Source organism: Pseudomonas graminis (genome assembly GCF_001705435.1).
Classification (GTDB): Bacteria; Pseudomonadota; Gammaproteobacteria; order Pseudomonadales; family Pseudomonadaceae; genus Aquipseudomonas; species Aquipseudomonas graminis_B.
This window is the reverse complement of sequence record NZ_MDEN01000068.1, coordinates 411,336-437,673: the sequence shown is the minus strand read 5'-3', so window position 1 is coordinate 437,673 and position 26,338 is coordinate 411,336. Positions and strand designations below refer to the sequence as shown.

General features: G+C 54.2%; 21 protein-coding genes and 2 pseudogenes. 11 read left to right on the top strand and 12 right to left on the bottom strand.

Features of this window, described 5'->3' with window-relative positions:
• The first annotated feature begins 169 nt into the window (after positions 1-169).
• The 3 genes and pseudogenes from BBI10_RS21960 to BBI10_RS27365 form a co-directional block, all read left to right on the top strand.
• Positions 170-1,033 (top strand): hypothetical protein, encoded by an 864-nt coding sequence (locus BBI10_RS21960; protein ID WP_065991709.1) that lies wholly within the window; start codon positions 170-172, stop codon positions 1,031-1,033.
• 915 nt (positions 1,034-1,948) lie between these two features.
• A pseudogene (locus BBI10_RS21955) lies at positions 1,949-2,665 on the top strand (ATP-dependent endonuclease); the annotation flags it as partial.
• Positions 2,662-3,207 (top strand): annotated as a pseudogene (locus BBI10_RS27365) (UvrD-helicase domain-containing protein); the annotation flags it as partial. The pseudogenes BBI10_RS21955 and BBI10_RS27365, both read left to right, overlap by 4 nt.
• 401 nt (positions 3,208-3,608) lie before the next feature.
• Here BBI10_RS27365 and BBI10_RS21945 read toward each other — a convergent pair.
• The 4 genes from BBI10_RS21945 to BBI10_RS21925 all read right to left on the bottom strand — a co-directional run bounded on the left by BBI10_RS21945 (position 3,609) and on the right by BBI10_RS21925 (position 7,467).
• On the bottom strand, positions 3,609-4,238 hold the full coding sequence (locus tag BBI10_RS21945; protein ID WP_065991707.1) for a hypothetical protein: 630 nt from the start codon (positions 4,236-4,238) through the stop codon (positions 3,609-3,611).
• 677 nt (positions 4,239-4,915) lie between these two features.
• On the bottom strand, positions 4,916-5,935 hold the full coding sequence (locus BBI10_RS21935) for a zinc-binding alcohol dehydrogenase family protein (RefSeq protein WP_065991706.1): 1,020 nt from the start codon (positions 5,933-5,935) through the stop codon (positions 4,916-4,918).
• Positions 5,936-5,945: 10 nt separating this feature from the next.
• Positions 5,946-6,239, bottom strand: coding sequence for a putative quinol monooxygenase (locus BBI10_RS21930; RefSeq protein WP_065991705.1), 294 nt, complete (start codon positions 6,237-6,239; stop codon positions 5,946-5,948).
• A gap of 229 nt (positions 6,240-6,468) precedes the next feature.
• Entirely contained in the window at positions 6,469-7,467 is a 999-nt protein-coding gene (locus tag BBI10_RS21925; protein ID WP_065991704.1) for a zinc-dependent alcohol dehydrogenase family protein, read from the bottom strand.
• 102 nt (positions 7,468-7,569) lie between these two features.
• On the opposite strand from BBI10_RS21925, the gene BBI10_RS21920 reads away from it, so the two are divergent.
• Complete coding sequence (locus tag BBI10_RS21920; RefSeq protein ID WP_083233219.1) at positions 7,570-8,457, top strand: LysR family transcriptional regulator; 888 nt, start codon at positions 7,570-7,572, stop codon at positions 8,455-8,457.
• A gap of 774 nt (positions 8,458-9,231) precedes the next feature.
• On the opposite strand, the gene gloA is transcribed toward BBI10_RS21920, so the two are convergent.
• Positions 9,232-9,627: a lactoylglutathione lyase gene (gloA, locus tag BBI10_RS21915; RefSeq protein ID WP_065991703.1), complete on the bottom strand. Its 396-nt coding sequence runs from the start codon at positions 9,625-9,627 to the stop codon at positions 9,232-9,234.
• A 202-nt stretch (positions 9,628-9,829) separates the two neighbouring features.
• On the opposite strand from gloA, the gene BBI10_RS28100 reads away from it, so the two are divergent.
• Together BBI10_RS28100 and BBI10_RS21910 are read left to right on the top strand one after the other, a co-directional pair.
• Complete coding sequence (locus BBI10_RS28100) at positions 9,830-10,009, top strand: helix-turn-helix domain-containing protein (protein ID WP_244160413.1); 180 nt, start codon at positions 9,830-9,832, stop codon at positions 10,007-10,009.
• 78 nt (positions 10,010-10,087) lie between these two features.
• Positions 10,088-10,690: a LysR substrate-binding domain-containing protein gene (locus tag BBI10_RS21910; protein ID WP_244160412.1), complete on the top strand. Its 603-nt coding sequence runs from the start codon at positions 10,088-10,090 to the stop codon at positions 10,688-10,690.
• 96 nt (positions 10,691-10,786) lie between these two features.
• Here BBI10_RS21910 and BBI10_RS21905 read toward each other — a convergent pair whose 3' ends face one another.
• Positions 10,787-11,278, bottom strand: a complete 492-nt coding sequence (locus BBI10_RS21905) for a phosphate-starvation-inducible PsiE family protein (RefSeq protein WP_065991702.1) — start codon at positions 11,276-11,278, stop codon at positions 10,787-10,789.
• Positions 11,279-11,922: 644 nt separating this feature from the next.
• Between BBI10_RS21905 and BBI10_RS21900 the strand changes: the two genes are divergently transcribed.
• Entirely contained in the window at positions 11,923-12,906 is a 984-nt protein-coding gene (locus tag BBI10_RS21900) for an LLM class oxidoreductase (protein WP_065991701.1), read from the top strand.
• Positions 12,907-13,265: 359 nt separating this feature from the next.
• Here the strand turns inward: BBI10_RS21900 and BBI10_RS21895 are convergent, their stop codons facing one another.
• The 5 genes from BBI10_RS21895 to BBI10_RS21875 all read right to left on the bottom strand — a co-directional run bounded on the left by BBI10_RS21895 (position 13,266) and on the right by BBI10_RS21875 (position 20,541).
• The gene (locus BBI10_RS21895; protein WP_432213766.1) at positions 13,266-16,025 is read right to left on the bottom strand and encodes an AAA family ATPase; all 2,760 of its coding nucleotides are present in this window, start codon (positions 16,023-16,025) and stop codon (positions 13,266-13,268) included.
• Positions 16,026-16,303: 278 nt separating this feature from the next.
• Positions 16,304-16,843, bottom strand: coding sequence for a DsbA family protein (locus BBI10_RS21890; protein ID WP_065991699.1), 540 nt, complete (start codon positions 16,841-16,843; stop codon positions 16,304-16,306).
• 8 nt (positions 16,844-16,851) lie between these two features.
• A complete protein-coding gene (locus BBI10_RS21885) occupies positions 16,852-17,397 on the bottom strand; it encodes a redoxin domain-containing protein (RefSeq protein WP_065991698.1) in 546 nt (181 codons plus the stop codon).
• Between the two features lie 365 nt (positions 17,398-17,762).
• On the bottom strand, positions 17,763-18,065 hold the full coding sequence (locus tag BBI10_RS21880; RefSeq protein WP_065991697.1) for a putative quinol monooxygenase: 303 nt from the start codon (positions 18,063-18,065) through the stop codon (positions 17,763-17,765).
• A 265-nt stretch (positions 18,066-18,330) separates the two neighbouring features.
• Positions 18,331-20,541 (bottom strand): putative bifunctional diguanylate cyclase/phosphodiesterase, encoded by a 2,211-nt coding sequence (locus BBI10_RS21875; protein WP_065991696.1) that lies wholly within the window; start codon positions 20,539-20,541, stop codon positions 18,331-18,333.
• A gap of 821 nt (positions 20,542-21,362) precedes the next feature.
• Between BBI10_RS21875 and BBI10_RS21870 the strand changes: the two genes are divergently transcribed.
• From BBI10_RS21870 to BBI10_RS21860, 3 genes are all read left to right on the top strand, one after another.
• The gene (locus BBI10_RS21870) at positions 21,363-22,463 is read left to right on the top strand and encodes a low temperature requirement protein A (RefSeq protein ID WP_065991695.1); all 1,101 of its coding nucleotides are present in this window, start codon (positions 21,363-21,365) and stop codon (positions 22,461-22,463) included.
• Between the two features lie 748 nt (positions 22,464-23,211).
• Positions 23,212-23,688 carry a hypothetical protein gene (locus tag BBI10_RS21865; RefSeq protein WP_065991694.1) on the top strand — a complete coding sequence of 159 codons (477 nt, stop codon included), beginning with the start codon at positions 23,212-23,214 and terminating at the stop codon, positions 23,686-23,688.
• 408 nt (positions 23,689-24,096) lie between these two features.
• The gene (locus BBI10_RS21860; RefSeq protein ID WP_244160411.1) at positions 24,097-24,606 is read left to right on the top strand and encodes a hypothetical protein; all 510 of its coding nucleotides are present in this window, start codon (positions 24,097-24,099) and stop codon (positions 24,604-24,606) included.
• Between the two features lie 516 nt (positions 24,607-25,122).
• On the opposite strand, the gene BBI10_RS21855 is transcribed toward BBI10_RS21860, so the two are convergent.
• Positions 25,123-25,371: a CsbD family protein gene (locus BBI10_RS21855; protein ID WP_065991693.1), complete on the bottom strand. Its 249-nt coding sequence runs from the start codon at positions 25,369-25,371 to the stop codon at positions 25,123-25,125.
• Positions 25,372-25,626: 255 nt separating this feature from the next.
• On the opposite strand from BBI10_RS21855, the gene BBI10_RS21850 reads away from it, so the two are divergent.
• Positions 25,627-26,253: a glutathione S-transferase family protein gene (locus BBI10_RS21850; protein WP_065991692.1), complete on the top strand. Its 627-nt coding sequence runs from the start codon at positions 25,627-25,629 to the stop codon at positions 26,251-26,253.
• Positions 26,254-26,338: the final 85 nt, after the last annotated feature.

Here is a 26,338-nt window from a genome sequence, read left to right as displayed (position 1 = left end):
GCCAAGCACCTCCTCTCAGCCGAGACCTTCCTCGATCGGCTACCACCCAATGCATGCATCCGAGGAACGAGCCCAGGCACCACCCATGGGATTCAGCATTTGTTGATCGGTGATAGATCTCTGAACTTGATTGCGATACGGTTGGCACAATGCCACCACGATTACTCGGATGATGCAAGGCACTCTGATCCACCGACTCAAAACCAAGATCTGGCCACAACTCCCGATAAGCGATCATTTCTATCGTGCAGCCATCGGCGCAGGCATCCTTGCAATCATCTGTCTGTTTGCAGGCCAAGCACCGTCGTCTCGTGCTTTGTTTTTCCTATCTTGGGCTCTCGCATGCGCGGGCTTTTGTACCTGGCTGATCAAGCATGCAATCAATCTCTGGAAATTTGAGGTCAGCAAGGCTCTGTTGGCGTGGCTGCATGCCGCGATGCTATTGGGTGCCTATTTACTTTCGAGATGGTGTGTTGCGTTGACGTTGGGCTTGCCGGCAAAGGACTTCGATGGCGCTGTCGCAGTTATGACTATCCTGTGCGCGTGCATCGTCTACCTCGCGATGATTTTGCTAGGTTGCATAGCGGTTGCGGTTGGATGTCTGATCCTGGCCCCAGTGCTTGAGTCAGCCTGGCTCATCTCCACCTTCCCTGAGGGTGAGCGGTTACGTCAATACCTATCGATGAAACTTGGCATCCGCTTCTTCAAGCAGCCCAGCCCCATGCACAAACCCTCAGGTCTGAACCTTCTGGCTCACCTGTATGGCGGTCTGTGCGTAATATTTGCGCTTGTTGAATCAGTACAACCCATCCTGGACTTCTCAATCAACAACGCGCAACTCACGAGACGAGTTGCCTACTATGCGGACTACCATTTTCAGGAAAGGTACCCGGGGATCGTTCCAGGCCAGCGCTTCATCCTCCACGACAACAATGTCATTTCCGTCGCCAGAGAGGTCGAAAGCAAGATCGAGATCGCCGTGGGTGTGATTGATCCCCTGAAAGGAATTACATTGCTTTCACCGTATAGATGACGATATCGGGGGGACGAAGCGGGGCCGTATAGGCTAGGTTCAAGAAAGCCACCCGCAAGAACGGCCAATCAAGACGTAGATCAAGCCCCACTCCCTCAGTCTCATACGTTCAGATAGGCAGTGCTGGTAATCGCAAAGTGTTTTCAAGCGCACCTAGACTGGATTCAGTTCGTATCTTTCTCCACTGCAGCAACGACAGAGGACGCCTGGCCATCCTCTTTCAGCTTCGCGCGATGCCGCCGGTCTTGACCGCGTTGCCGCGAGGCTTGTCGCTTCGCATGCATAGCTTGAGACAGTTGACGCCTGGTGCTGGATCGGCGTTGGTAAGCTAGCTACGCAGTTGGTAGAGACATACTGGATCAGGTTGCCTTGCCAGCACCTTCCCCACCCTGGCCACTTAGCCCATAGCATATCGTCAGGCCACCGGCCATCGGGTGGTCATTCCCATCACCACTAAGTGAATCCGCTAGCTGACGCTCTAAAGGCGCACTGATTCAAAGCAGCCGGACGGAATCATCCCGCCATTCAGGAAGCTCAACTACCCATCTAGAAATTAACGTCTTTGATTTTCTTTTGATTCCAAAAAATAGCAGAGGGCCTAGCGGCCCCAACGGACGACCTGCTGAACAGAGGCGCGTAACCGCCCCCCTTCCCTGCTACGAATCAAAAATAGTGACGTAAAAAATAGCCGTATCAAGGGCAAAAACAGCCAAAGCACATGACAGGGAAAGCCAGAACAAGCCGACTGCCAGGCCCACGAATCAGAGCCACCGCAGCTTTTTTTTGGTATCAAATAATAGATCTCCGGTTTTGAAAAACGATTTCAATGGTGGCCATTTGAAATTTGTGTAGAGTTGTTATCAAAGGCGCGGAAACCAGCGTTTCACGACGACACCGGGCTCTGTGATCTTGGGTGAACTGTACTTCGCTCGCTTGGTTGTGCTGGGGGAAGGTGACAGCGAAGAGATTGTTCTGCCTAGAATTCTACAAGCGAAAGGCGCCCCCGTAGATGAGTTCGCAGTTGCCATTGCTCCATTAGGCGGACGGCACGTGAATCATTTCTGGCGGCTCCTTTCGGCACTTGGAACGCCGTACATCACCCTTCTGGACTTGGATGTTGGTCGCCATCAGGGCGGGTGGGGACGGGTGAGCTATGTAAGGGATCAGTTAGAAAAATATGAACCAGAGGACAATCTGCCAAGCCATTGGGAACGTCACGCATGGAACGACCCTCTAGTGCCAGTGACGACCCATCATTTCTTCGAAAGAAACCTCGTCAACCTATTCGATGAACTTGAGAAACGAGACGTTTTCTTCTCTTGGCCCTTAGATCTCGATTTCTCAATGCTGTGTGCTTTTCCGGACGCATTTAAAGCAGAAGCAGCTCCTGCCACACAGAAAAACTACGTGGCAGTGCTTGGCGAAAACTATTTCAATCCGGGGCAATACAATGAGGAGCAGCAGAGCTGGTTCGCTGCTTATCACAAACTTTTCAAATTGAGCAGCAAGCCAGCCGCACACCTTGATGCTCTAGCGAACCTCAGTGATAGGGAGCTACTGAAGGCCCTACCCGCATCCCTACACCGACTGGCTGATCGAGTGATCGAGCGCCTGGCAGAGTCCCCAGAATGATCAACCCAAATCGATGGGCTCCTTCTCTAGGGATTCGCTTAGAGAAAAATGCTTGGGAGGTCATTCGGGAATGCGAGAGATCAGTGGTGCTGACTGCTGGGCCTGGCGCAGGAAAAACCGAAGTTCTTGCTCAACGTGCCGACTTCCTCCTGCGCACCAACAGCTGTCGCTACCCGAAAAGGATCCTCGCTGTCTCGTTCAAAACAGACGCCAGTCGGAACCTCAAACAACGTATACAAATGCGTTGCGGCGTGGAGCATGCTTCCAAGTTCGACAGCGTGACCTTCCACGGTTTTGCGAAGCGGATCATTGACCGGTTTCGGCCTGTCCTAGTGGATGAGGCGCTTTGCCAAGATTATAAAATCGGGCCGGAATACATCGCCGGGAAACAGATTACATTCAAGCAGCTTCTGCCGTTCGCATTGAAAATTTTGAGAACCAGTCAGATTGCGCGCAATGCGATACGCAAGACGTACTCCCATGTGTTTCTCGATGAGTTTCAAGATTGCACTGGCGATCAATACGAACTCATCAAGCTCCTACTGCCCTTAATAAGTAGGATCACATGCATGGCAGCAAAAAAACCGCCACACCCTTTACGAGCAAGCGAAATTGAACGTTTCGAACGAAACCTTGCGAACTGGCTGAAACTGGACGCTGCGGATGCGATGTACCACCGATTCCAAGGGATACTGGAAAGCCAAATCACGACACTACAAATCTGTGGAGTAATCACCCGCCAAGGAGCAGTGAATTTGCTGATGCGCATGGGTGAAGCGAGGCGAGAAAAGGATGCAGCCGCCGACGTCGACACACCCGGTGGTTTGAGATTGGTTTGAGACGTGGGAGGCCACACGCCCATCCCGTACCGTCTCAACCATGCGTGACCCGAGCCTGGTAAACCACCCTTGCTCGTCGCCCGGGCCGTCGGTGGATCCGTGCTCTAGAGAAACTCACCGCCGCTGCGCTGGAACTTGAGGCCAGCCCGCCCCGCTTTGGAAAACTTGACCCAGCCAAAACAACGGATAGCGTCCACCGCCTCAAGATCATCATCGTCGGGATCAGCACGATCATCCATTCCATGGACTGTGCCAAAACCAGATACTTCCCAAGTATCAGAAGCCCCCCAAAGCGGCTCGCTGAACGATCTTCCCTCCTCCAGCTCGACCGAAAATGGCTCAGATCCTGCCGCAGCGATGACACCCTCATCCGAAAGAATCACATCCCGAAGCTCGTGTTGAACGTAACCATCGAGAAAATCGGGCAGATCTGAAAACACACCATCGCGACAGCTGGCGATAGCATCGATGAAATCCTGAACTATGAAGGCCTGCAGTACCTCGAGCTCAGCCAGCCGGGATACGCCGCCTTGGTAATCGAGTACGATAACCTCAGCATCAGCCAGATGATGTTTCAGATCCTCCCTACGTTCTTCAACCACAAACGCGGCGTAGGTTTTGTAGCCGAGAAACGCAGCGACGACCTCCAGCGCGATACCGTGCTGGACTTTGATGCCTTTCGCGGCAAGCGAAGTTTTGGCTGCAAATGCAGCTGCCTTGACGAAGTCTGTCATCTGAAAATTCCGGAATGTGTCGCTGTGCTGGGCGTTTTGTCGTTAGCGAATAACCGGGAAATCCGGATGCGAGAACAGAATATTGAGGCGGGTGTGACGTTCTCTTTTTTAAGCCGACCAGAGCTTCGGCGGAGAGCCGAGGACGATCGTATCGGAGGGGGTGATACCGGACAAGACCTTAAATGAACGATGAAAACCAGATTCTTAGACTGCTCGTCACTCAAGGCGCGCACGTCTCCTGTGAATGCTGTGCCACTAGGTCGCTGATTGGCGCTTGGCGGTGGCCCAAGCCCCCCGCCAAGCCCACCACAAGGCGCGCGTCACTCAATCAACCAATACGCCCGGGTGGCATTTACGGGGCGTGCTGAGCAATCGTGCGTCCGACGTGGGCATCCGCCAGCCGATAGATATTCAACAGTTCAGCATCAAAGGCCTGTGCTATCTCTTCCAGGGTTGGAGAGTCACCTACTCGGTCAAACGTGCGTCTGAGCCGGGACTTCACCTTCTCGTAGACTCTGCTAAGCACCTGGTCGCTCTCCAGATACCTTTTCAAGCTAGAAAGCTTGTAGGGATCAGTAAATCTAGCTGCCGCATCCTGAACCATCTCGTCGTATTTCGACGTATCTACCGAAAATGCGGGGACAGTGTAGATTACCCAGTCGTTTCTGTAGTACCTCTTAGAAGCCCTTCAGAACGATCTTGCCTTTCGCCTTGCCGCTTTCCAGTAGAGCATGGGCACGGCGAAGATTTTCTGTGCTGAGGCGTCCGTAGTTATCGCCGAGAGTGGTGCGCAAGAGACCCGAATCAACGTGCCGCGCAATTTCGTTGAGGATGTTGTGCTGCTCCTGCATGTCCTCGGTTTCGTAAAGCGAGCGGGTATACATCAGCTCCCAGTGCAACGACAGGCTCTTACGCTTCAGCGGTACAGCGTCAAGCGTGGCCGGATCATCGATCAGGCCCAGCTTGCCCTGAGGCTTCAGTGATTCGATGATTTGCTCGTAGTGCCGATCAGTCTGGGTCAAGCTTGCGACATAGCTGACTTGTCCAATGCCAATGCGCTTGAGCTCTTCGCTGAGTGGCTTGGTATGGTCGATGACGTGATGCGCACCCAGCTCGGCGACCCAAGCCTGGGTTTCCGGGCGCGAAGCCGTGCCGATGATTGTTAGTCCGGTCAGTTGACGCGCCAACTGAGTCAGGATCGAACCCACCCCGCCCGCAGCGCCGACGATGAGCAGCGTTTCGCCCCGGTCGGTGGTATCACTTGCAACACCGAGGCGATCGAAGAGTAACTCCCAGGCGGTCAGGGAAGTCAGTGGCAATGCCGCAGCCTGGCTGAAATCCAGCGACTGGGGCATTGAACCGACGATACGCTCGTCCACCAGTTGCAGCTCACTGTTGCTGCCCGGGCGGATCAACGATCCGGCGTACCAGACCCTGTCACCAGGCTTGAACAGCGTCACGTCGCTGCCGACCGACTTGACCACACCGGTAGCGTCCCATCCGAGGATACGGGGCTGGCTTTCGTCTTCGTGCGGTACGTAGCCCTGTCGCACCTTGGTATCGACAGGATTGACCGATACGGCCTTTACCTCTACGAGCAGGTCGCGCGGCTTCGGCACTGGCTCGGGTATATCGATCTCCACCAAAGCGTTGGGATGTTCGATAGGCAGGCATTTGAAGTGTGCAATGGCTTTCATTCGAAGAACCTCAGGAGATGCGATACATTTTCGTGATGGTGAGTTTTTCAGCAGCACGCTCGATGAAAGGGAGCGCGGCCTGAAAATGCGGTGTCGCTTCGTGAGCAGTCAGCGCCGCTTCAGTGCGCCACTGTTCGATCATGTGGAAAGTGCGAGCCTGCTCGGCATCACGATGGAAATCGTACTGGATGCAATCCGCTTCGGCTCGGCTCGGGCCTTGCAGGCGCTGCAGCGTCTCCTCGAGTTCGGCTTCAAACCCGGCCTTGGCGGTCAAAGTGGCAATCAGTGTCAAAGGGGTGGTCATCAAACCTCCTGCTTGTGGGCGTTATAAAGAGAGAGCGCATTGGCTGGCACGGGTGTATCGAAGATATCCATGCCGTCGGCCGTGCGACCAACAATTTGAATCCGCGGTGCTGCGAGATGGCGGCCTGGTCGAGATCCAGGTTATCGGCACGACACACATGAACTCGTCGCAGGGGAAGACTGAGTCACTGTCTTCCAGGCCCGGTGCACACGATCCTGTGTCGGCGTGACTAAGCCTTTCGCTCAATGACGACTTTGCCAATGGCACGACCTGACTCTAGGCGATCATGTGCCGCACTGACGCCCGCAGCAGTGAAATCATGGCGCTCATCGATCAGTGGCTTGACCAAGCCGCGATCAACCAGGGCAGCCAGTCTTTGCAGGATCTCGCCATGGTGCTTGCGGTCTTGGTTATGAATGATCGAAACAGCCATAAATACCAGGTCGAGTCTCAATGCCTTGAAGTGCATTTCGGTCAGATCGTAGGTGTCGTAACCGATGATCGAGACGACGTGGCCCTTGAGCTTCGCGGCTTTCAGCGAGGTCTGTAAGACCTCGCCGCCCAGGGTATCGAAGACCGTATCGAATCCCTTTCCTCCAGTGATTCGCTGACTGTATTCCTCAGGCGTCTCGCCGTTATAAAAAATAATTTCATCGGCGCCCAACCGACGGGCAATTTCCGCTTTTTCCGGTGTGGAAACCGTCGTCGATACCTTGGCTCCCAGAACCTTGGCCAATTGAATCCCTATGTGCCCTACACCGCCGGTGCCACCATGTACAAGGACATTGTCATTGGGTTTGATCGAAGCACGGTCGATCAGCGCCTCCCATGCAGTAATCGCCACGAGCGGCAAGCTTGCTGCTTCGCCAAATGAGAGTGACGTGGGTTTTAGCGCCAGCATATTGGCATCGACCTCCATCTGATCTGCCAGCGCACCGGGAATCCCCACGATGCCGCCGAAACAGCCATAGACTTCATCGCCTGGGTTGAAGCGAGTCACGCCAGTACCGACGGAGCTGACCACCCCTGAAACATCAATGTGAAGAGTGGCCGGGAAAGTCAGACCAGCCGTACCTTCGCTGCCACGGCGAATTTTCGTGTCCACTGGATTCACGCTTGTCGCCCGCACATCGACAATCACATGACCTGCTCGCGCGCGGGGATTGTCCGTCTGAATTTCGACAAAAAGGTCTGAGCTACCATGCTGATTTATCACAATGGCTTTCAAGGGTTTAACTCCGAGGAACTATAGGCCACCAAATTATCATCAATAAAATTGGATAAGTACGTTAGAGTTGTTGAATCTTTCGGTCCTGTTGGTTGGTAATAAGTGCTGGATTCCATCGATGAATTGCGTTTGTTTGTTGCCGTTTTTGAAGAGGGATCCATCCGTGCGGCTTCCGAACGGCTGGGGATGACAGCTGCGGGTGGAAGTAAGCGTCTTCTGGCCCTTGAAGACAGCGTGGGCCGGAGACTTTTTAACCGAACCACCCGTAAACTCAGCCCCACTTCTGACGGTGAGAAGCTTTATCAGCATGCCCTGAGCATCCTCGAAAGCGTCGAGAAGGCCGAGGGAGGATTTTTCCAGAAGACCGAGATTACCGGTCATCTGCGCATAACCGCTTCCGCGACATTTGCCCAAGGTTATTTATCGAGCGTCGTAAGCAGTTATCTCAAACGCTACCCTGGCGTCATCGTCGATCTTCATCCAACGGATCAACTGGTCGATCTGGCCGCCCATGGTACCGATCTTGCGATTCGGCACGGCGTGATGGCCGATTCGTCCCTGATCGCGCAAAGAGTTGCTGCCTCTCGACGTCTGATATGCGCCGCCCCCCAGTATTGGGAAAAACAGGGCATGCCTATCTCTCCAAAAGAACTGGCCATGCTGGACGGGCTGATCGTTGGTAAGGATTCCAGCTGGGCCATGTCCCGGGGAGGCGTCAAAAAAACCTGCAAAATACGCAAACGGTTTTCATCCAGTCTTGGGGAAGTGGTTCGCCAGATGGTGATAGATGGACATGGAATAGCGCTGCTCATGGACTGGCATGTACGAGATGATCTTGATTCAGGCGCTCTGGTGGAGGCATTGTCCGACTGGGCCATTGAGCCGCCGGTGGGAATTTATGCGGTCTACCCTTCAAGAGAAAACATTGCTCCGACTGTCCTGAGCTTTGTTGCTCATCTCAAAGAGTGGGTCGCGGCCCACCCCGTTTGAAGAAAGCGACAGTGCCGCCACGATAAATCCTGCCGGATGGAGTAAGAAGACCAGATGGACCCTCGCCCTCACTGTTCTGATTACGCTCGTCGGTATATGCCTAGCACTCATCGCTAGCAAAAAAACACCCAACCTCAATGGCACCTCTTTCGCACAGGGCCATTGTCGCTCATTACGCTGCAACGCCATTGTTTGACATGCGCAAACGTGGTTCCTCCCGTTGGACACACTGCTCTCGCCACGTCCTTGATCGGCGTATGGATCATCGAGATAGCGATGAATACACCCAGCCGAAATCGCGCAACCAAAGCTATCAAGAACATGCAATTGTCAGTGGCGCGCAGAGAAAACAACTTCGTTGTCATCGGGCCGTACAAAAACGGGAAGGACGCAGTGCGCGTCGTAAGAGACCTGAATGACAGTTATAGCATTAGAGGTTGGATTATGAAGGGTAATTGATTTCTGACACTGACAAATTTGGGGATCAGAGATACGCGCGTGCATCAGAACATACAGGAGTTTCCGAACGACCCAGTGCATCCTGATTATTTGAGCCCATACGCCGCCATTTTAATGCGGCGTTTTCGGCGAAGTTGATATTTTTATCGGCAGTCAGGGTGCTGTTTTAAAGCGGTAGGATTCGTTACCGGCTTGAAGATGTGGCAGTGGAGGATCAGTTTATTCAATGATGCACCTAAAACTTCAAGCCTCATGCAAATGAGGTGTTGAGTGGATATATGGTAACGATCCTTATCGCGCGATCGCGGCGCTCGCTCAGTCGAATTGCGTACCTTTTTGAATCAGCTCAATCTTATATCCATTGGGGTCCTCAATGAACGCGATGACCGTACGCCCATGTTTCATAACACCTGCTGGTCGCGGAACGCGATATCCCATGATCGCAGCACGGCTGCATAACGCGTCTGCATCTTCAACCTCGATAGCGACATGCCCGTAAGCATCACCAAGCTCATAGCTGTTTTGTCCCCAATTATGCGTCAGCTCCAGGGCGACCGCCTCGGTCTCCGGACCATAACCAAGGAAAGCCAGTGTGAACTCGCCCTCTGGGTAGTCTTTGCGTCTTAAGAGGCTCATGCCAAGCAGCCTCGTGTAGAAGTGAATGGATTTGTCCAGGTTCACTACACGCAACATGGTATGCAGTATGCGCATCTACTTCTCCGCGGCAGCGTCGGCCATTGCATAGCCAACATCTCTAAAAATACTTTCATCGTAAGCCCGATTTCAGCTCTGGTGCTCAGCCAATAGCCAGTCTGTTTAAGGCTGGATGCATTTGACGGGACAATGTTAAGCTGCAAAGCCAATCACTAAAAGTGATCAGAAGTGAGCCAGGCCATCACAAAAGGAGATTCTCTTGAAACTTTCGCAGCTGGGCTTTTTTTGCGCTGTCGTCGACCACGGCACGATAGCCGCAGCAGCCGCATCGCTGCATTGTGTGCCGTCGAACATCACGGCCAGACTGCGAGAGCTCGAAATTCAACTCGGCGTCGTTTTGTTCAACCGCGAAAATAACCGATTGCTGGTCACTCCCTAGGGCAGGTTGGTATACCGAAAAGCCAAACAGCTCATTGACCTGGCAGCTGAAACGCGCTCGTTGTTCTCAAACGATTCCATGCAGGGAGTGCTTCGCGTCGGAGCGCTGGATGTAGCACTGGCCAATCATCTACCGGAGCGCCTCGTACGCTATCGCCTTGAGGCGCCGGGGGTAGAACTTCACATTCGCCCGGAGCACTCGCTATTCCTTGAGCGACTTTTGATGGATGGCGAGCTTGACTTGATTCTTACTGACGGCCCGATCCAGCATCCTTTGCTGGATAGCCGACTAGCGTTTCGTGAGCGCTTGATCAGAGTAGTGCCCAAAGCTCTTTCCTCGCCCACTCCCCAAGACTTGTCGGGGCTCGAACTATATGTATTCGGTCGCACGTGTCACTACAGACAACAGGTCGATAACTGGTTGGAAAGCAGCGGTATCCAGCCTCGGGCTATTCTGGAAATCGAATCGTATCCGAGTATCTTCGCCTGTATCGCGCAAGGGATAGGTTTCGCCTGCATACCAGAGAGTTACGTGGATCGTTTTGCCAGTCAGGCGCACACGTTTCAGGCTGACCAGGTGCCCAGTCTGGATTCAAGCGATATCTATTTCGTCTGGAGAAAGAACCAGCAATCACCCCTGATCAGAAACTTCATCGAGGTCATCGACAGTCAGGGTGTTTAATTGCAACCACGTCTAAGCGATTCGAACTCGTCAAACCCCGACGGCGTCTTTTGGCGGGGAATGGTTGTAATCCCCAACGAAATAGGGCTGGGCCGTCTATTCCTCCAGCCATCTGCCCCGTTTTGTGAACAACCAATAGATGATCCCCAAGACCAGCGTTGCAAACCCCAATGCAGCGATAGTGGCGGCGGGCGTTGAAGCGGAATCAAGAATCACGAATTTGCGACTCAGGGCCAGGAGCGAGATAAGAATCACTGTTCGCAGTTGCACGATGCTACCGTGCCTGAACGCCGGACGAATGATGGAGTGCTTGAACTCCAAGGCGATCAATACAGTGAAGATCGAACCGAACAGTAACTGGAAATCGCCGTGATCCAAGGGATCAATCGCGCCGCCTACCACCAGCGGCAGCACTCGTCTATAGAGCTGGATCAAAGCAATGACGATGACGCACGAGATCATCACGCCAAGCGCCAGCACGATGATCTGCTCGAATCGCTCATAGGCGTTCATCAGTGACCACTGGACACGAAGGCTTTTCAACGTCGATCTCGGAGGCAGTGGCGCTGAGGGGTCCGGATTCTTCATTAGGTTTTTGCTCCAGCACGTGTGGTTTCAGCCGTCGGCATGGCTCGCCTGTAGCCGCTGATCCAGCGCGCCAGATAGTTGAGTGAAGCAGAGTTTCGGGGGTACGGCCGAATCATTCCCAGTGCTCTCGATGCGCTACCCGCATCGGAGTCTGCCCGACCTCCTCGGCAACAGTGAACCCAGCTGTTGACGTGAGCTGGTCTGGGTTCTAGTCACTGACAATGGAGATCTTATCGTTGCGCTCGATGATTGCGAGCGTGATCTGTTCAACCCGCTCAATCCCCTGCCCAGTATTGCCGCCAGCGATCGCGGCTGGCTCATCGACGCGTATCAATCATCGTCACAACCAGCATGGCGATTCATTGCAAACCCGCCTACGCTTGTTGGATGACCCCACGCCTTTACTCAGTTGAGGCAAAGGCTGGGGCAATCAGATCCCTTCTGACTGTCCGTTCGCCGCGATCTGGACCTGCCCGCGTGTATCGCCAGCCACTGGCCCCTTTATACGTCCCGCCCGACCAACATTTATCGCACAACGGGTAAACGTTTTACGCACTCCCCCACCTGTCGTTCTCAAGCGACCGATGCCGCAGCACCTTTGGAAATGAGACCGCTGTTCACGTTCTCCATTGAGGAAAATCAGTATGTATCGGCCGAGCACCATTACTTATCAGCAGCATCGAGGGTTCAGCCGGACCTTCACTCAAGGTCATTTGAGCCTTGGATTGTTTTTCCCTTTGGAGGCTTTCGATGGGGACATGCCCAGCATGCTCAACCAGGTCGCTTTGGCCAAACGAGCGGAGGCGTTGGGTTTCTGCGCACTCTGGTTTCGTGATGTGCCTCTTCGGGATCCCGGTTTCGGCGATGTTGGCCAACTGTTCGACCCTTGGGTTTATCTGGGCTACATGGCCGCGCATACGTCTGAGATTGCGCTTGGCACTGCGTCCATTGCCATACCGTTGCGCCATCCGCTGCATACCGCCAAGGCATCTGCCAGCGTCGATCAACTGAGCGCAGGTCGCTTGATTCTGGGGGTGGCTTCCGGCGATCGTCCGGTGGAGTTTTTAGCTTTCGGCGTCGATCCCGAAAGGCGCGGAGAGATCTTTCGAGAGCACTATGAGGTGATCCGCCGCGCCCACAGCACCAGCTTCGAACCCATCCGCTGGAGCAGTGGTGAGATGCAGGGCGCTGACTTGATTCCCAAACCCACAACCCAATCCATTCCAATGCTTGTGACTGGAAACAGTCGCCAGTCGCTGGACTGGATCGCGCGCGAAAGCCTCGGATGGATCAACTATCCACGCATACCGAACATGCAGCGGCTGATCGTTGAAGACTGGCGACGTGAGGTCATGAAGCAATGTGGCGCCGTCTATAAGCCCTTCGCTCAGTCGCTTTATATCGACCTCGACGAGACTCCATCCACGCCGCCTACACGCATTCATTTAGGGTTCAGACTGGGACGCTACCATCTGCGATTTTTGCTGGAGTCGCTTGAGGAGATAGGGGTGGACCACGTTATCCTGAACCTCAAATACGGAAAGCGCCCTGCTGAGGAAGTCATTGAGGAGCTGGGTACTCACATTGTTCCGGAATTCGCAGTACAGCCGCGTCCTGAAGCGGACTGATACACCCACCACCGCCACGCCCGAGTAATGTGATTTCCGGCTGGGTGACCATGAGTTGCTTTCACCCGAAGGCGAAGCCTGCCAGGCTGGCGCTGTTCCAGCGCCATGGAGAGCACTACGATAGCCGTCATGTTGGCGTTGACTTCGGTACTGATGACCTTGAGTTTGAGCCTGGCAAATGGCACAAACGCAATTTCGCCGCCCTGTGCCATCAATGGACCTTCAGGACCAGGCACCTCCTGAGCCTGCATCAAGCACGCATCATCGTCTGCCGGGTTCGTCCAGGCATCCGAAGATCCCGTGCTTGATTGCACGACGTCATCAACAGTCCTGCTACCCAATGACGGGAGCACGTTGAGCTAAGTCCCTGTCCCCGCGATAGACACGCGATCATCAGGCTGGTCGGGCGGACTCATGTTTGCCGAGGCGCTTGGCGCATCCAGCTTATTGAAGAGCACTTCGTTACGCGCTTTGTCGTAACCCAGCTCAACGCTGTCGCCGGCCTGTAGCTTGCCAGCGAGCATTTCCTTCGCAAGCCACGTTTCGACGGTCTGGCGAATCTGACGTTTCAACTCGCGCGCGCCAAACTCGGGCTGATAACCAACATCCGCCAGATGATCAATGAGGGTGTCAGCCACTTTCACCGTGATGTTCTGGGCAGCCGCGGTTCGAATGACCCGATCAAGTTGAATGCCTACAATCGATCTGATGTTGTCACGGGTAAGGGCATGGAACACGATGATGTCATCAATACGGTTCAGGAATTCGGGACGAAAATGCCCTTTCAAGACTCCCATTAATTCATCACGTAACGCTTTATCCGTAAGGCGTTCATCTTCCGGGCGCTCAAGATTCTCCATGATAACGGGTGAGCCCAGATTGCTGGTGGCGATGATGATCGTATTGCTGAAGTCGACAACACGCCCCTTGCCGTCCGTGAGACGACCATCATCGAACACCTGCAGCAATACGTTGCTCACATCGGGATGCGCCTTCTCGATCTCGTCGAGCAGAATCACACTGTAGGGCTTGCGGCGGACACGCTCTGTCAACTGACCACCTTCTTCGTATCCCACATAACCGGGTGGCGCACCGATCAACCGGGCAACCGCATGACGCTCCATGTACTCCGACATATCGATGCGAATGATCGATTGATCGTCGCCAAACACCGTCTCTGCCAACGCTTTGGCCAACTCGGTTTTGCCCACGCCGGTTGGACCAAGAAAGAGAAACGTGGCAATAGGTCTGTTGGCCTGTCCAAGGCCGGCGCGGGACAAACGAACCGCATCGCTGACCGCAAGCACGGCGTCTTCCTGCCCGACCAGCCGATCACGCAAAGTGTCTTCCATGTTCAGCAGCTTCTGACGCTCTTCCTGGGTGAGTTCGGTTACCGGAATACCGGTCAGACGGGAGAGTACTTCGGCAATCGACTCGAGGGTCACCTCGAGGGTTTCGGAACCCGTCTTGCGCTCCCAGGCTTCTGTCTCCTCTCCCAACTGGGCTTGTTTTTGACCGATGCGCTCTTGGAAGCCTTTGGATTCATCAAAGCGTTTACGCGAGGATGAATAGTCCTGTTCGCGTTTGAGCTGGGTGATTTCTGCTTCCAGCTCCTGAATGCCAGCGGGCCTTGACGAGGCGCTGATGCGCACGCGGGCCGCAGCCTGGTCGATCAGGTCAATGGCCTTGTCCGGCAGAAAGCGCGAGGTAATGTAACGATCCGACAGCTCCGCCGCTGCCACGAATGCTTCGTCGGCGAACGTCACCTGATGGTGCGCCTCAAGCTTATCGCGCAGCCCACGCAGGATAATGATGGTCTGTTCTACAGTGGGCTCGGATATCAGGACGGGCTGAAAACGTCTTTCGAGCGCCGCATCCTTTTCGATGTGCTTTTGGTACTCATTGAGCGTCGTCGCACCGATCAGACTGAGCTCCCCGCGTGCCAGTGCGGGTTTCAATACGTTGGCAATGTCCAAGCCGCCCTCTTCACCTCCCTGCCCCGCGCCAACGATCGTATGCAGCTCATCGATGAACAGAATCAGCTCCGAGCTCTTTGCAGCCACTTCATCGAGCAGTTGCTTGGCGCGCTCCTCAAATTCACCACGGTATTTGGAGCCCGCGACCATTGAGTTCAGATTGACTTCAACTAGCCGTCTGCCACGCAGAATTTCCGGGACATCGCCCTTTACTATGCGCTGTGCAAGCCCCTCAACGATGGCGGTCTTGCCAACGCCGGGTTCGCCGATCAGGACCGGATTGTTCTTCCTCCGGCGGGCCAGCACCTCGATGGTGTTTTCGATTTCCACCGCGCGGCCCAATACGGGATCCAGCTTGCCCTCACGAGCCAATGACGTCAGGTCGCGACCGAACTTGTCGAGTGTCGGTGTTCCCGTGGGGGTCTCGACTCTCCCGTCCTCAGCCCCCTTACCCACCACTTTGACCACCTTCTGCCGCAAAGCTTCAGGGGTCACGCCGTATTTTTTCAGCAGCGTTCCGGCAATGCTTTCGGGCACCGAGGAAAGCCCGATCAACAGATGCTCGGGGCCAACATACGAGTGCCCTAAATCACGAGATGCCTGGAACGCAAAATTGAACACTTTCTTCAGTCGAGGCGAGATGCTCATCTGATCCACCGGAGCCTGCGCCTGCGCTGCGCCCCTTTGAGCGTGTTGATCGATGTAGCCTTTGATGTCGTCCGCAGAAAGCTTCAATTCTTTGAGCAACGCTGTGCCTACGTCGGTATCGGCAAGCACATACAACAGATGCTCAGTATCGAGCTCGCTGCGGTTGAACTCATGGGCTTTATCTCCAGCGCGTTGCAGGATTTCCAGCGTCTGGGAGCTGAATGCATCAGTTGCATCGACAGATTCGCGAGGCACATGCGCAGAGAGCCTTAAGTCATCACCCCCCTGTTCCGCCGCTCCGCCAATGCTGTCGAAAAAGCGGGACACTCCACCGCCCAGCAAAGAGTCGAAGGGGTTCAACATGCTTTGATGGCGTAAAAGTTGACGGTAATCGTGGTCGCAAATTGACATGGTTCTGGCCTGACCATTTTGCGACACGGTCACTCGCGCGACAGCGGGTCTGGCGTTACATATTTCACAGAGAGTAGCCATGATGAGTTGTCTCCAAAAATGGATAACACGGACTCATACAGATGGATCTACGTGCCCTCAACGATGCTCAGGAAACAGGGGCATGAGACCAGCAATACGCTGAGCTTGGTCGGCAAGACGATGACGTGGGAGGGAATGGCAGCCTTGGGAAACGATGCCACCCGATCAACATAGTCGCGATCTCATGAAAGCGCGCCACGGCTACTTGATTACCGACGAACGACGACCAGACATTTCGTGTAAATAAAAAGCCTATCGTTAGCTATCAACCCAGGCGCTAGCTAGCGATTGAGTCCACGCATCGAGGAAAGCTCAATCGCCTGACTCATCTCGGTGACCTCGGGAGGCCCGTCATAGCGAAGCCCGTCGATGTAGAACGCAGGCGTGCCGTTTACCCCGCTACGTACGCCGCCATTGAAATCGGATTGTATTTTGGGCAGATAGATATCGGTTTGCATGGCAACAACGAGTTCATCGCTGGAAAGGCCGTGTCTCAGTGCGATGGCGCCATACAGCGGCACGCCCAATCGATCCTGATTTTCATACAACTCGTCGTGGGCCTCCCAGAAGAATCCTCGACTCCCGGCATATTCAGCGGTGACAGCTGCACCCAGCGCATGCGGGTGAGCAGTGGTTAGTGGAAAGTTGCGGAAAACAAGCAACAGATCCTCGCCAAAATGCTGCTGCAGCTTCTTGACGACCCAGTACGCCAAACCGCAATAGGGGCATTCGTAGTCGCCATATTCCACCAGTGTGACCTTGGCATGCGCCCTTCCCTGGCGATGGTCGTTTGCAGTTACCGGGACTTTGAGAGTGGCCATGTGATCACCTACTGGCTTTTGGAGGGCGTGCTGTGTGGGGAATCCGCCAGAGCATCCAGCGCATCCAGAATGCCGTCCGCTCCAGGATTGATTGCCATCGGTGAAACGTAACTCCAGACGACCACCCCCTCCTTGTCAATCACGAACAACGCCCGCTTACAAACTCCAAGGTGGGATTCGTACGCGCCATACTGTCGCGCCACCGCTCCTTTGGGCTCGAAATCGGCAAGCAGGCTGAAGTGAAAACCACGATCTTTGACGAAGGCCTGATGACACCAGACGCTGTCCACGGAAATACCCAGCAGCGTCGCGCCGTACTCTCTGAATGTGGGGAGCACCTGGTTGTACAAGGTCAGTTGGTCGCCACACACCGAGCTCCAGTCAGCGGGATAGAACGCCAATATTACGGGACTTCCTTTTAGCTCGTGCAGGGACAGCCGCTGATCGGGGGTCGCGTACAGGGAGAAATCGGGGGCGACAGTGCCGGCTGGAAGTGGTCCTTGAACCGGGCCGTCGGTCGTTTCTTTTGCATCATCCAATGCTGAAGTGTTCATTGCTTGAGCCCTGATAGATGGGGGTGGGTTCTGCTCAGCCGGATACGACTCGCCCGGCGGGATAACTCCATCCACCGTCAAGGGATTCAGAGTGGCGAAGAGGCCTCGATACAAGCCTGAGTGTCTTCGGCTGCGAGGGTTATGGTCCGCATCAACGAGCACGAGGCGATCCGCCGTGCTTTTGCGGAACGGGGTTGAGGCCAAGTTGGCAGCACAACGGCTGATTTGATCTGACGCACCAATGACTATAGTCGCTGTTGGCACCTCCCCCGCGAAAAGAGACCCGCGGTAACGTCCAGACTCAGCCGCGTCCCTGACGCGGCAAACGGCGGCAGGGACGGGTTGGAATGCCTCGTCGGGCTTGCCTAGCCGGGCAGCTTTGCCGCAAGGACGTCAACCTTCTCGATTGACGGCGGTTCGGCAAACAGATCGGCAGCCTTTGCCATAAGCGCGGCGGCGACCTTGCCCGAAAGATGAGCCTGTCGGCCTGCTTCATCCGGGAAGGCGTCAAAGATGCCAAAGGTGGAAGGTCCCAAGCGGATGGCGAACCAGGCCGTGGTGGCTGGCTCCTCCGCCACGATTGCAAGACCACTCACTAAAAAGCTCTCAACCTCTTTCTCTTTCCCGGGTTTTGCTTCGAGACGAACGAACAACGCTACGTTGACCATGACGTGTGTCCTCTTGTTATGACCAGGTCATCATGCGCCATGCTTTCCAGTAAGCCCAACGGGATATTTGCCGACTTGGCAGCAAGCTCCAGCGTCGTGGGGATGGGAGATAGCGTCGAGTCATTCCGCCGGCAGAGCAAACGGCCAGAAGCAGACGCCGGACTGCCTCGCACCCGTCATTAGCTGCACCCAGCCCATTTACTCGACAGCGGCGCCCTTTCCCTCAGCATCCGATGTTCAAGACGCTGACCAACCGAACGGCCGGTCAGCGATGAAACTCTGGATGGCTCAGGAACGCTTCGAGGGCGGCAAACGGCATCGGTCTGGCGAAGTGATAACCCTGAAAAATATCGCAGCGACTGCCTTTCAGGAATTCCATTTGGGACGCCGTTTCAACGCCTTCGGCGACCACAATGAGGCTGAGGTGGTGGGCCATGGAAATAATGCCCTGGGTGATCGCTGCATCGTGATGATCGGTAGCGATTTCCCGGATGAACGAACGGTCGATCTTGATTTTGTCGATCGGCAAACGCTTGAGGTAGCTGAGGCTGGAAAAACCGGTGCCGAAGTCATCGAGTGCAATCCGCACCCCCAATGCCTTGAGCCGGTGCAACGTCTCGATCGCCTGTTCAGCGTTGTGCAACAGCAGCGACTCGGTGATCTCCAGCTCCAGTTGTTCACCTCGCAGACCATGTTTGTCCAGCGTGGCCTGGACATACTGCACGAAATGGCCACGCTGAAAATGCATCGGTGAGATATTGACGGCCATCGAGATGCCCGTGATGCCCTGCTCGTCCAGCAGGCGCAACTGAGCGCAGGCCGTATCGAGCACCCAAAGGCTAAGCGCGATGATCTGACCGCTGTCCTCGGCCACCGGTACAAACACCGCTGGGGGGATAAATCCCTTTTCCGGATGCTCCCAGCGCAGCAACGCTTCGATCCCGACCACACGCCCGGTGCGTGCGTCGATCTGCGGTTGATAATGCAGCTGTAACGACTGAGTCTCGATAGCCTTTTGCAGGTCATTGCGCAGCGTGGCGTGCTCGCAAACTCGCTGATTCAGGTCGCTGGTGTACCACTGAAAGTTGTTACGCCCTTGTTGTTTGGCTTTGTACATAGCCATGTCAGCCTGCTGGATCAACTGCATCGGCTGCTCAAGGTGACCATCGCTCAGAGTGATGCCGACACTTGCGCTTACGTGCAGGTCGATGCCCTGGATGCAGTAGGGTCTGGCAATGCTGGCCATCAATCGCTCGGCCACCGGCACGACGTCTTCATCACGCAGCAGGTCCGGCAACAGAACGATGAATTCGTCACCGCCCATGCGCACGATCGTGTCCCCGGGCCTAACCTGCTCGGCCATGCGTCGCGCTACCTCGACCAGCACCTGATCGCCAAAGTAGTGGCCGATCGAATCATTGATGGATTTGAAACCATCCAAATCTATGCACATCACCGCCAACAGCCGCTTACGCCGACGACTGAGGTGACAATCCAGAATAAGCTGGTCTTCAAGCGACACACGGTTAAGCAAGCCGGTCAGTTGGTCATGGCTGGCGTTGAAACTCAACTGGCGCTCGAAATGCTTCTGATCGCTGATGTCACGGGCAATGCCAAACACACCAACGATCTCGCCGTTGACCATGATGGGCAGGTTCGAAATGTCCATGGTCAACAGTTTTTCATTCTCGTCTCGAAGCCGTGCCTCGAAGCGTTGAGGGGCTCCGGCGCGCGCTGCGGAAAAATGCCGACTGACCCGCATCAGGTCTTCCTCAGGCACCAGACGGGAAAAGTGATGGCCAATGAACTGGGTTGCAGTCTGCGGCTTAAGCTTCAGGCCTGCGGGATTCACACTCTGGATGTTGCCGAGCAGATCGAGCGCGAACACCGGGTTGGGGTTATAGGTGAACAGTGAACGAAAGCGTTGCTCGCTCTCCTCCAGACGCTGACCGTCACGCTCATGGCGGATTGCGATGACTGCCAGTTGGGCCGCGCACGCAAGTTGTTGAATCTGTACTTCGTCTGGCGTATGGGTGCGATTCTGATACAGGGCAAATGTGCCCAAAACGCTGCCTTCATGGGAGAGCAAAGGAACCGACCAGCACGAATGCAAGTTATGCCCAAGCGCCAGGCTGCGGAAACGCTCCCAATTCGGATCTTGAGCGATGTCTTCAGTGACCACCATTTCGCGCCGGAAAGCTGCCGTGCCGCAGGTGCCTTCCATTGGACCGATCGCCATTCCATGAATCGCCTCACTGTATTTGGCCGGCAGGCCGGGCGCTGCGCCGCTGAGCAAGTGCTTACCCTCGGCGTCAGTGAGGAGAATGGAACAGAACGTATCGGGGCTCAGGGCGTTTTGCATCTGGCAAATAGCGGAAAGTATTTCGTCCAGATGCTGGTCGCTTGCGATCATGCCGAGAATGTCACGTTGCGACTCGGGGAACGTATTGCTGTGAAAATCGGGACGAGTATTCATGGTGGTTCCTGAAGACTCTCGAGGTCGTCCGCTCTACAGAGAGCCAGAAATAATGGGCGGCCGATCAGTGTCCACTAGTGCGTCGGTCGCGCACTGTAGGCAGCGGCGCCCCGCTGAAGAAAGGCTCAGAGGTGACATAAAAAGCAGTGTCAGATTGACGCCGTTTGGCGGTGAACGGACCACGACCATTCGGCCGATGTGATCGCCCTCTGCCCGAACGATCATCATGAAGCGCACTATCGAATGAACAAGGCAGAGGTGCGCGAATTTCCTCACCTTGGCCCAGGGTTTTTACCTGATCGTCACACGTTCGAGACGTGGCTCTGGTCAATTTCTGGGTGCCGTAACGAGCAGCGATTGTCCTTCAGAATGCAGAAGTACCCTCGACTTAGGTAGCTAAACAGCTGCAAAAACCATCGACTGAAAAAAGTCGCCTGAAACTGCAGCGAGAAAAGTGCGCGAACTGCTGGTGGTCTCGGATGCCGAAAATTCGTTCTACGGCTACGGTAGGTGCCAAACACGACTATAGTCACTGGTGAGCCAAGAGGCATCCAACCGTTCTGCTACACACTTGGCCCTCAATCCAATACCGCGAAGACACGGAGGATTACCTCATGCTTCTTCCCGCGAAACTTGAACGTCTGGCTGCTTAAAACACTCAGGCTCAGGCTGAGATTAGGGCCCGTTTCTTTTGTGAATCCACTGATAGTGGATTGAGTGATCCCGCCGGGCACGTTGCATCCCGCTAAGCATGCCCTAACCACCCATCTATCAAGGTTCAGGCAATGGACTCTTCTAGATGCACGCGGAGCCAGCAGCGAATGAAATCTTTAAAGTATTATGAACAAAATCGACACGCCACCTGGTTAGAGTTGTTTTTTGACCTGATTTTTGTCGTGACTATTGGCAAGGTGACTCATACGCTCGGGCATCTACATCAAGGCCACTTTGAACCTGAGCAGATATGGAGTTTCTTACTGCTTTTCGTTCCATTATGGTGGATCTGGTCAAGCCACACTATTTACTCCAACAGGTTTGACACGGACAGTAATCTTCACCGTCTGTCAACATTATTTATAATGCTGTTGCTCATTGTGCTGTCCGCACGGATTGGGGAAGAACTGGAAGTATACTACCCGCTTGTTATCGTCTGCTATGTGGGTATACGTGCCATCATCAGCATCATGTACATCTCGACCATCAATACGGTCGACGGCCGTAGCGAATACGCCTCCAGGCTTGGCTTCGCCCTTTTGGTAAGCTCAGCGATCAGTCTTTCATCCCTTATTTTTGACCCTCCGATTCGATACATTGTAGCTTACATTGGAATTTTTCTTGATATTCTGCTTCCTGTTTTCCCCTGGAGCAAACTAAAACCCCTGCCAGCGCATACAGACCATTTGGTTGAACGACTAGGCTTGCTTACCCTTATCTTATTGGGCGAGTCAGTGATCAGCCTTGCTGGAGGGTTATCTGACATTCAATGGAATCCTTATAATGTAATGGCGGCAATTACCGGATTTGTCATGACATGTAGTATATGGTGGATCTATTTTGATAGCTTTTACCTGCTGAGCAGAAATGAAAGCAGCATGAGTGGGCATTCCTTGATCTACTCGCACCTTTTCCTGTTTTTAGGGCTGGCCCTACTCGCTAACTTGATCAGACACGCGATCTTGAACGACATTGCGATACACGATTTTCAAATTATGTCAGTCATCGGCATGGTCTTATTTTTCGTAGGCAAGCAATATGGCTACTTCATAGCCGTACCTAAGATCAGGAAATACATACTTCAAAACACGTTGATCGTATTTTCTTTAGGTGGCTCATTTATATGGCTGCCTCGTGTCGAATACATATTGATCGGTCTAACGTTAACCATGATCAGTTATGTTTTGCTGAATTTCAGGTATCGTTGAGTGATTCTTGTTGACCAGAGATTTGGGGGAGTTCCGCGACACCCCGCAGAGGGGATTGAACTTCCAAGCGGCTAAACTGATGTCTTTGGCGCGTTGTTCAATCCCTACTCCTGAACCCAGTTCACCCGCTGGCGATCGCTCGCCCGGAAGCCCTACCCCCTTAAGCACGGCTCTTAATAGGGGAATTATACCGTTCGGGTGCAAACCTTTCTCCGAAGTGCCCTCAGCGATCAATGCTGCGGAATATCGGGATCGTCAGAGGTTGGGGCAGCGAGGCTAAACGGGTTGGGAAACTGGTTCTAGGGACATGAATCGATGAACAATCTACTTAATTTCTAGGGTGCTGATGCTGAGTGAGCAATTTCAAGGCCCGTAAGCTTCTTATGGACATAAGACATCGCCCATAAGTTAAATTGTGTGTCTGAATGTCGAATCACTTGCTGATACTCCAACTCTTCGCCCTGGGTTGCTCCTTCCCGCTACGCATCCCTACTTCCAAACAACCTGGTAGCGCCGGACAAGCATTCCGCAGCCACCAGCTCGAGCTGCCAAATGAAGGTTTAATAATCTTGTGCGAACCTGATTAGTACGTGAAAAATTCTTGCCTAGGCGAAACGCGAGCCCGCTTTGACATGCTCCTTTTTTACCCTGTGCTCAATTACTAGCCTTCCATCCTTGTTAGCGGGTCTGTTAACAGGTCGAACCGCGCAATCAATCGTTCCCATCCTCAATGGAGTTATCAGACCTCATGGAATCTTCACTGCATAGCTATGTTAAGTGGTACATCACTGCCCGAGCTGAGTTTTGCCAGCGTGTCTATATCGACCGCAGCACTTGGCTAAAAAGGAAATTGATGCCGTTTGCCGACTGGGACTGTGAATCGGTCATGTCCCAAGAGGTTGATTTCAGCATCGCTGCTCTATCAGAATTGAAGAAAAGAGAATTAGCGAAACACTCCCTCTCCCTTGCAAGCCTGACGCTGAGTAACCGCAGCGAATACATCAGTGATCAAGCCGATGCCTTTACCACCTTTGCCTCCCTGATTGTGGTGATGCTGGCCTTCTTCAGCTTGACTCTCTCGCCTTGGCTGAAACTGGTCGTTGCGAGTGTCGCCTTCTGTGGTCTGGTTTGGCTGCTCCTTCAAAGGATAGAGCTTCGCGGGAAAGTGGCGTGTTACAAGGAGATTATCAATCTGCTTAAGCAGTATGAATCTAGACATGCGTGACGCGGCGCGGGCGCCGTAAGTCCTCCTGCTGCTTGGATCAAAGCCTGCGATTACGGGTTTCTCCTCCCACCCTAACGCTGCTGAAGCAAAGCGCCAGAGCAGTGCTCTCTCATTCTCTGGTGTACCGCGCAAAGCCCCACAGGCAGCGCCGCGCTCTGCAATTTGAGAAAGCAGGCATCTCGCGTGTGCCCCCCCGGGGCTTTCATACATACCGCTGAGCGTAAGCTATGGGTATATAGCTGCCGCTAGGAATTGGGCACTTGAGAGAGGGCGACACAACTTGGCGGTCCACCTCAGCTTCAACGAAGGAGAAAGCAGACCTTGCTGACCTCCAGTCCATTACAATCGTTCTTCGCCCACCATTAGGTGAAGCGAACCAATCAACGCAGTAGTGAATGGAATCATCTCATGCTGAAAGCAAGCAGTCTCGGTATTGCAACAGTCCTGGCGTCCCTCGGCACAGCACAGGCGGCGACGCTAGCGGAAGTGTTTACGGGCGATATGCTGGGCACCAATCAACGGTACTTTGAATCGATAGCCGGCATTCCTCGTGCGTCAAATGGGAACGATCACAAATTCAAGGTCCAGGGCTGCAACGTTACGGCGACGATCGAGGGTGGCAATGTCACCAGGCTTAGGCTCGAAAGTGGGCCTAAATGCCCTGCAGATCTTACGAAATTCGTAGACAGCTACGCGCCGGCCCCAGGCAAGCCGCTTACCTTCGGAGCGTTTGGAGAGTCCTCCGGTGGTGGCTTCGCCTACTCCGCTGACTGCCTCACCATGTGTGGCAACGCCTTCGATCCGTCCGTCTACGCCCTTTGGGAAGGCCCCCATGCGGTGAACTACATGCAGGTCCTGCTGGAGGTCACTCTGTCTTCAGATGAAGCGATCTCGGCTGCGGATGCATGGAAGGCCTAGATCGTAAAAGCCAAAGGGGAGGATTTCGTTACAGATATGACCTTTAACTGTGACCCCCAGTTCTCAGCTGGGGCGAAGAATGCCTTTGCAGGCGTTCCTGTTACCGCTGTGACCATTGGTACCGATTTGAAATCTCCAGGCTGCATAGAATAGGGTGTGAGGGCTTGTTGAACACGTAGTTGTGTACTCAAGAAGCTTTGAGTACTGCTTCATTAGCTACGACGATTAAGCTCCCAGACAGCCTCTGCAATGTACAAAGGTTGCAGTGCAGAGGATCTGTCGCGGCCCAAAATGATACCTCGTACGGTGGTGTCTTTGTGCAACGTGAATGCTGTCGAATTAAAGCGTAGCAGCAGATAACCTGCCCTAGTCATGGGCAGATTATTATTGGCCCCATCTATGCCTGCTTTTCTCAGGGTTGCTTTCCACTGATCAAATTCCTGTGAATCGATCCAGCTGGTGAGCTGTACGTAAACAAACGTGGACGCCCCTATCGGAGCTTCCCTTTCTGCTCAATCAGCGGCGAAAGAGACGGTCCAGAATCAGCAACGCAATTCCACCAATGGCAACTGCAGCGACTGGTTTTTCTTTAACAAACGCAGATACGCTCTCCATGGCATCGCCGTAGGCCTGGGTCAACTGACCAGAAGCCTGGCGACCGGTACCCTCCGCCTCCAGCTTCGAATCACCAAACAGTTTCCCAACTGCGCTCTGTGCTTTGCCGGCAACCTGCTCTACAACGCCTTCTACCTGTTCGCTCTTCATGATTCACCAAACCTTCGTGTGTGAGTGACCCAGGATCAGCCTGGGATTGGGCAACGTGCGCAGAATTAGGGGACGGGCGCAGTGATTAGTTCAGCGAGGATGAGCCGATGGATTCCTCGCGCATTAGGTTTTGCATCATGATCGAGGCGCCGCCTTCGGGACGGTGCTACTGACTGCTGATTTCGCAACCATTTAGAACCTCAGTGGGCCACGACAGGCTGTCCCTACACACCTTTACCCCTCATAGGGAACTTCATGATCATCGTTCACCATCTCAATAATTCCCGCTCGCAGCGCATCCTCTGGCTACTCGAAGAGCTCGCCCTGCCCTACGAGATCAAGCACTACCAAAGAGACGCCAAGACCAACCTGGCGCCCCCTGAACTGAAAGCCATTAACCCGCTGGGCAAGTCACCGGTTATTCAGGACGGACCTCATGTGCTGATCGAATCCGGTGCTATCGTCGATTATCTGATCCGCCGACACGGCGATGGCCGCTTGCAGCCTGACCCGGCCACCGCGACCTACGACGAATACGTGCAATGGCTGCATTTCGCAGAAGGGTCGGCCACGCTGCCGCTGATGCTCAGCCTTTATATCGGGCGTCTTGGGGACGCTGGCAAGCCGCTGCAGCCGCGAATTGAATCTGAACTGGCTAACTATCTAGGTTATCTGGAGACCGCGTTGAAACTTACCCCGTATTTGTTGGGTGAAGAAATCAGCGGCGCGGATATCCAAATGAGCTTTATTGGCGAGTTTGCAAAATCCCAAGGCATGCTGAACGACTACCCTGGCCTAGCCGCCTGGATCGACCGGTTCCAGGCGCGGCCGGCCTATATCAATGCGATCAAAAAAGGCGGTGATTACAAGTTCGCGGGCTGAGTGGTAAACACGCAGGCTTGGTAGGTCCTGCCCTGAAAAGCGTCTCCAAGCCTCCACTGATCACGTCAGCGCGATCCCAGCGGAA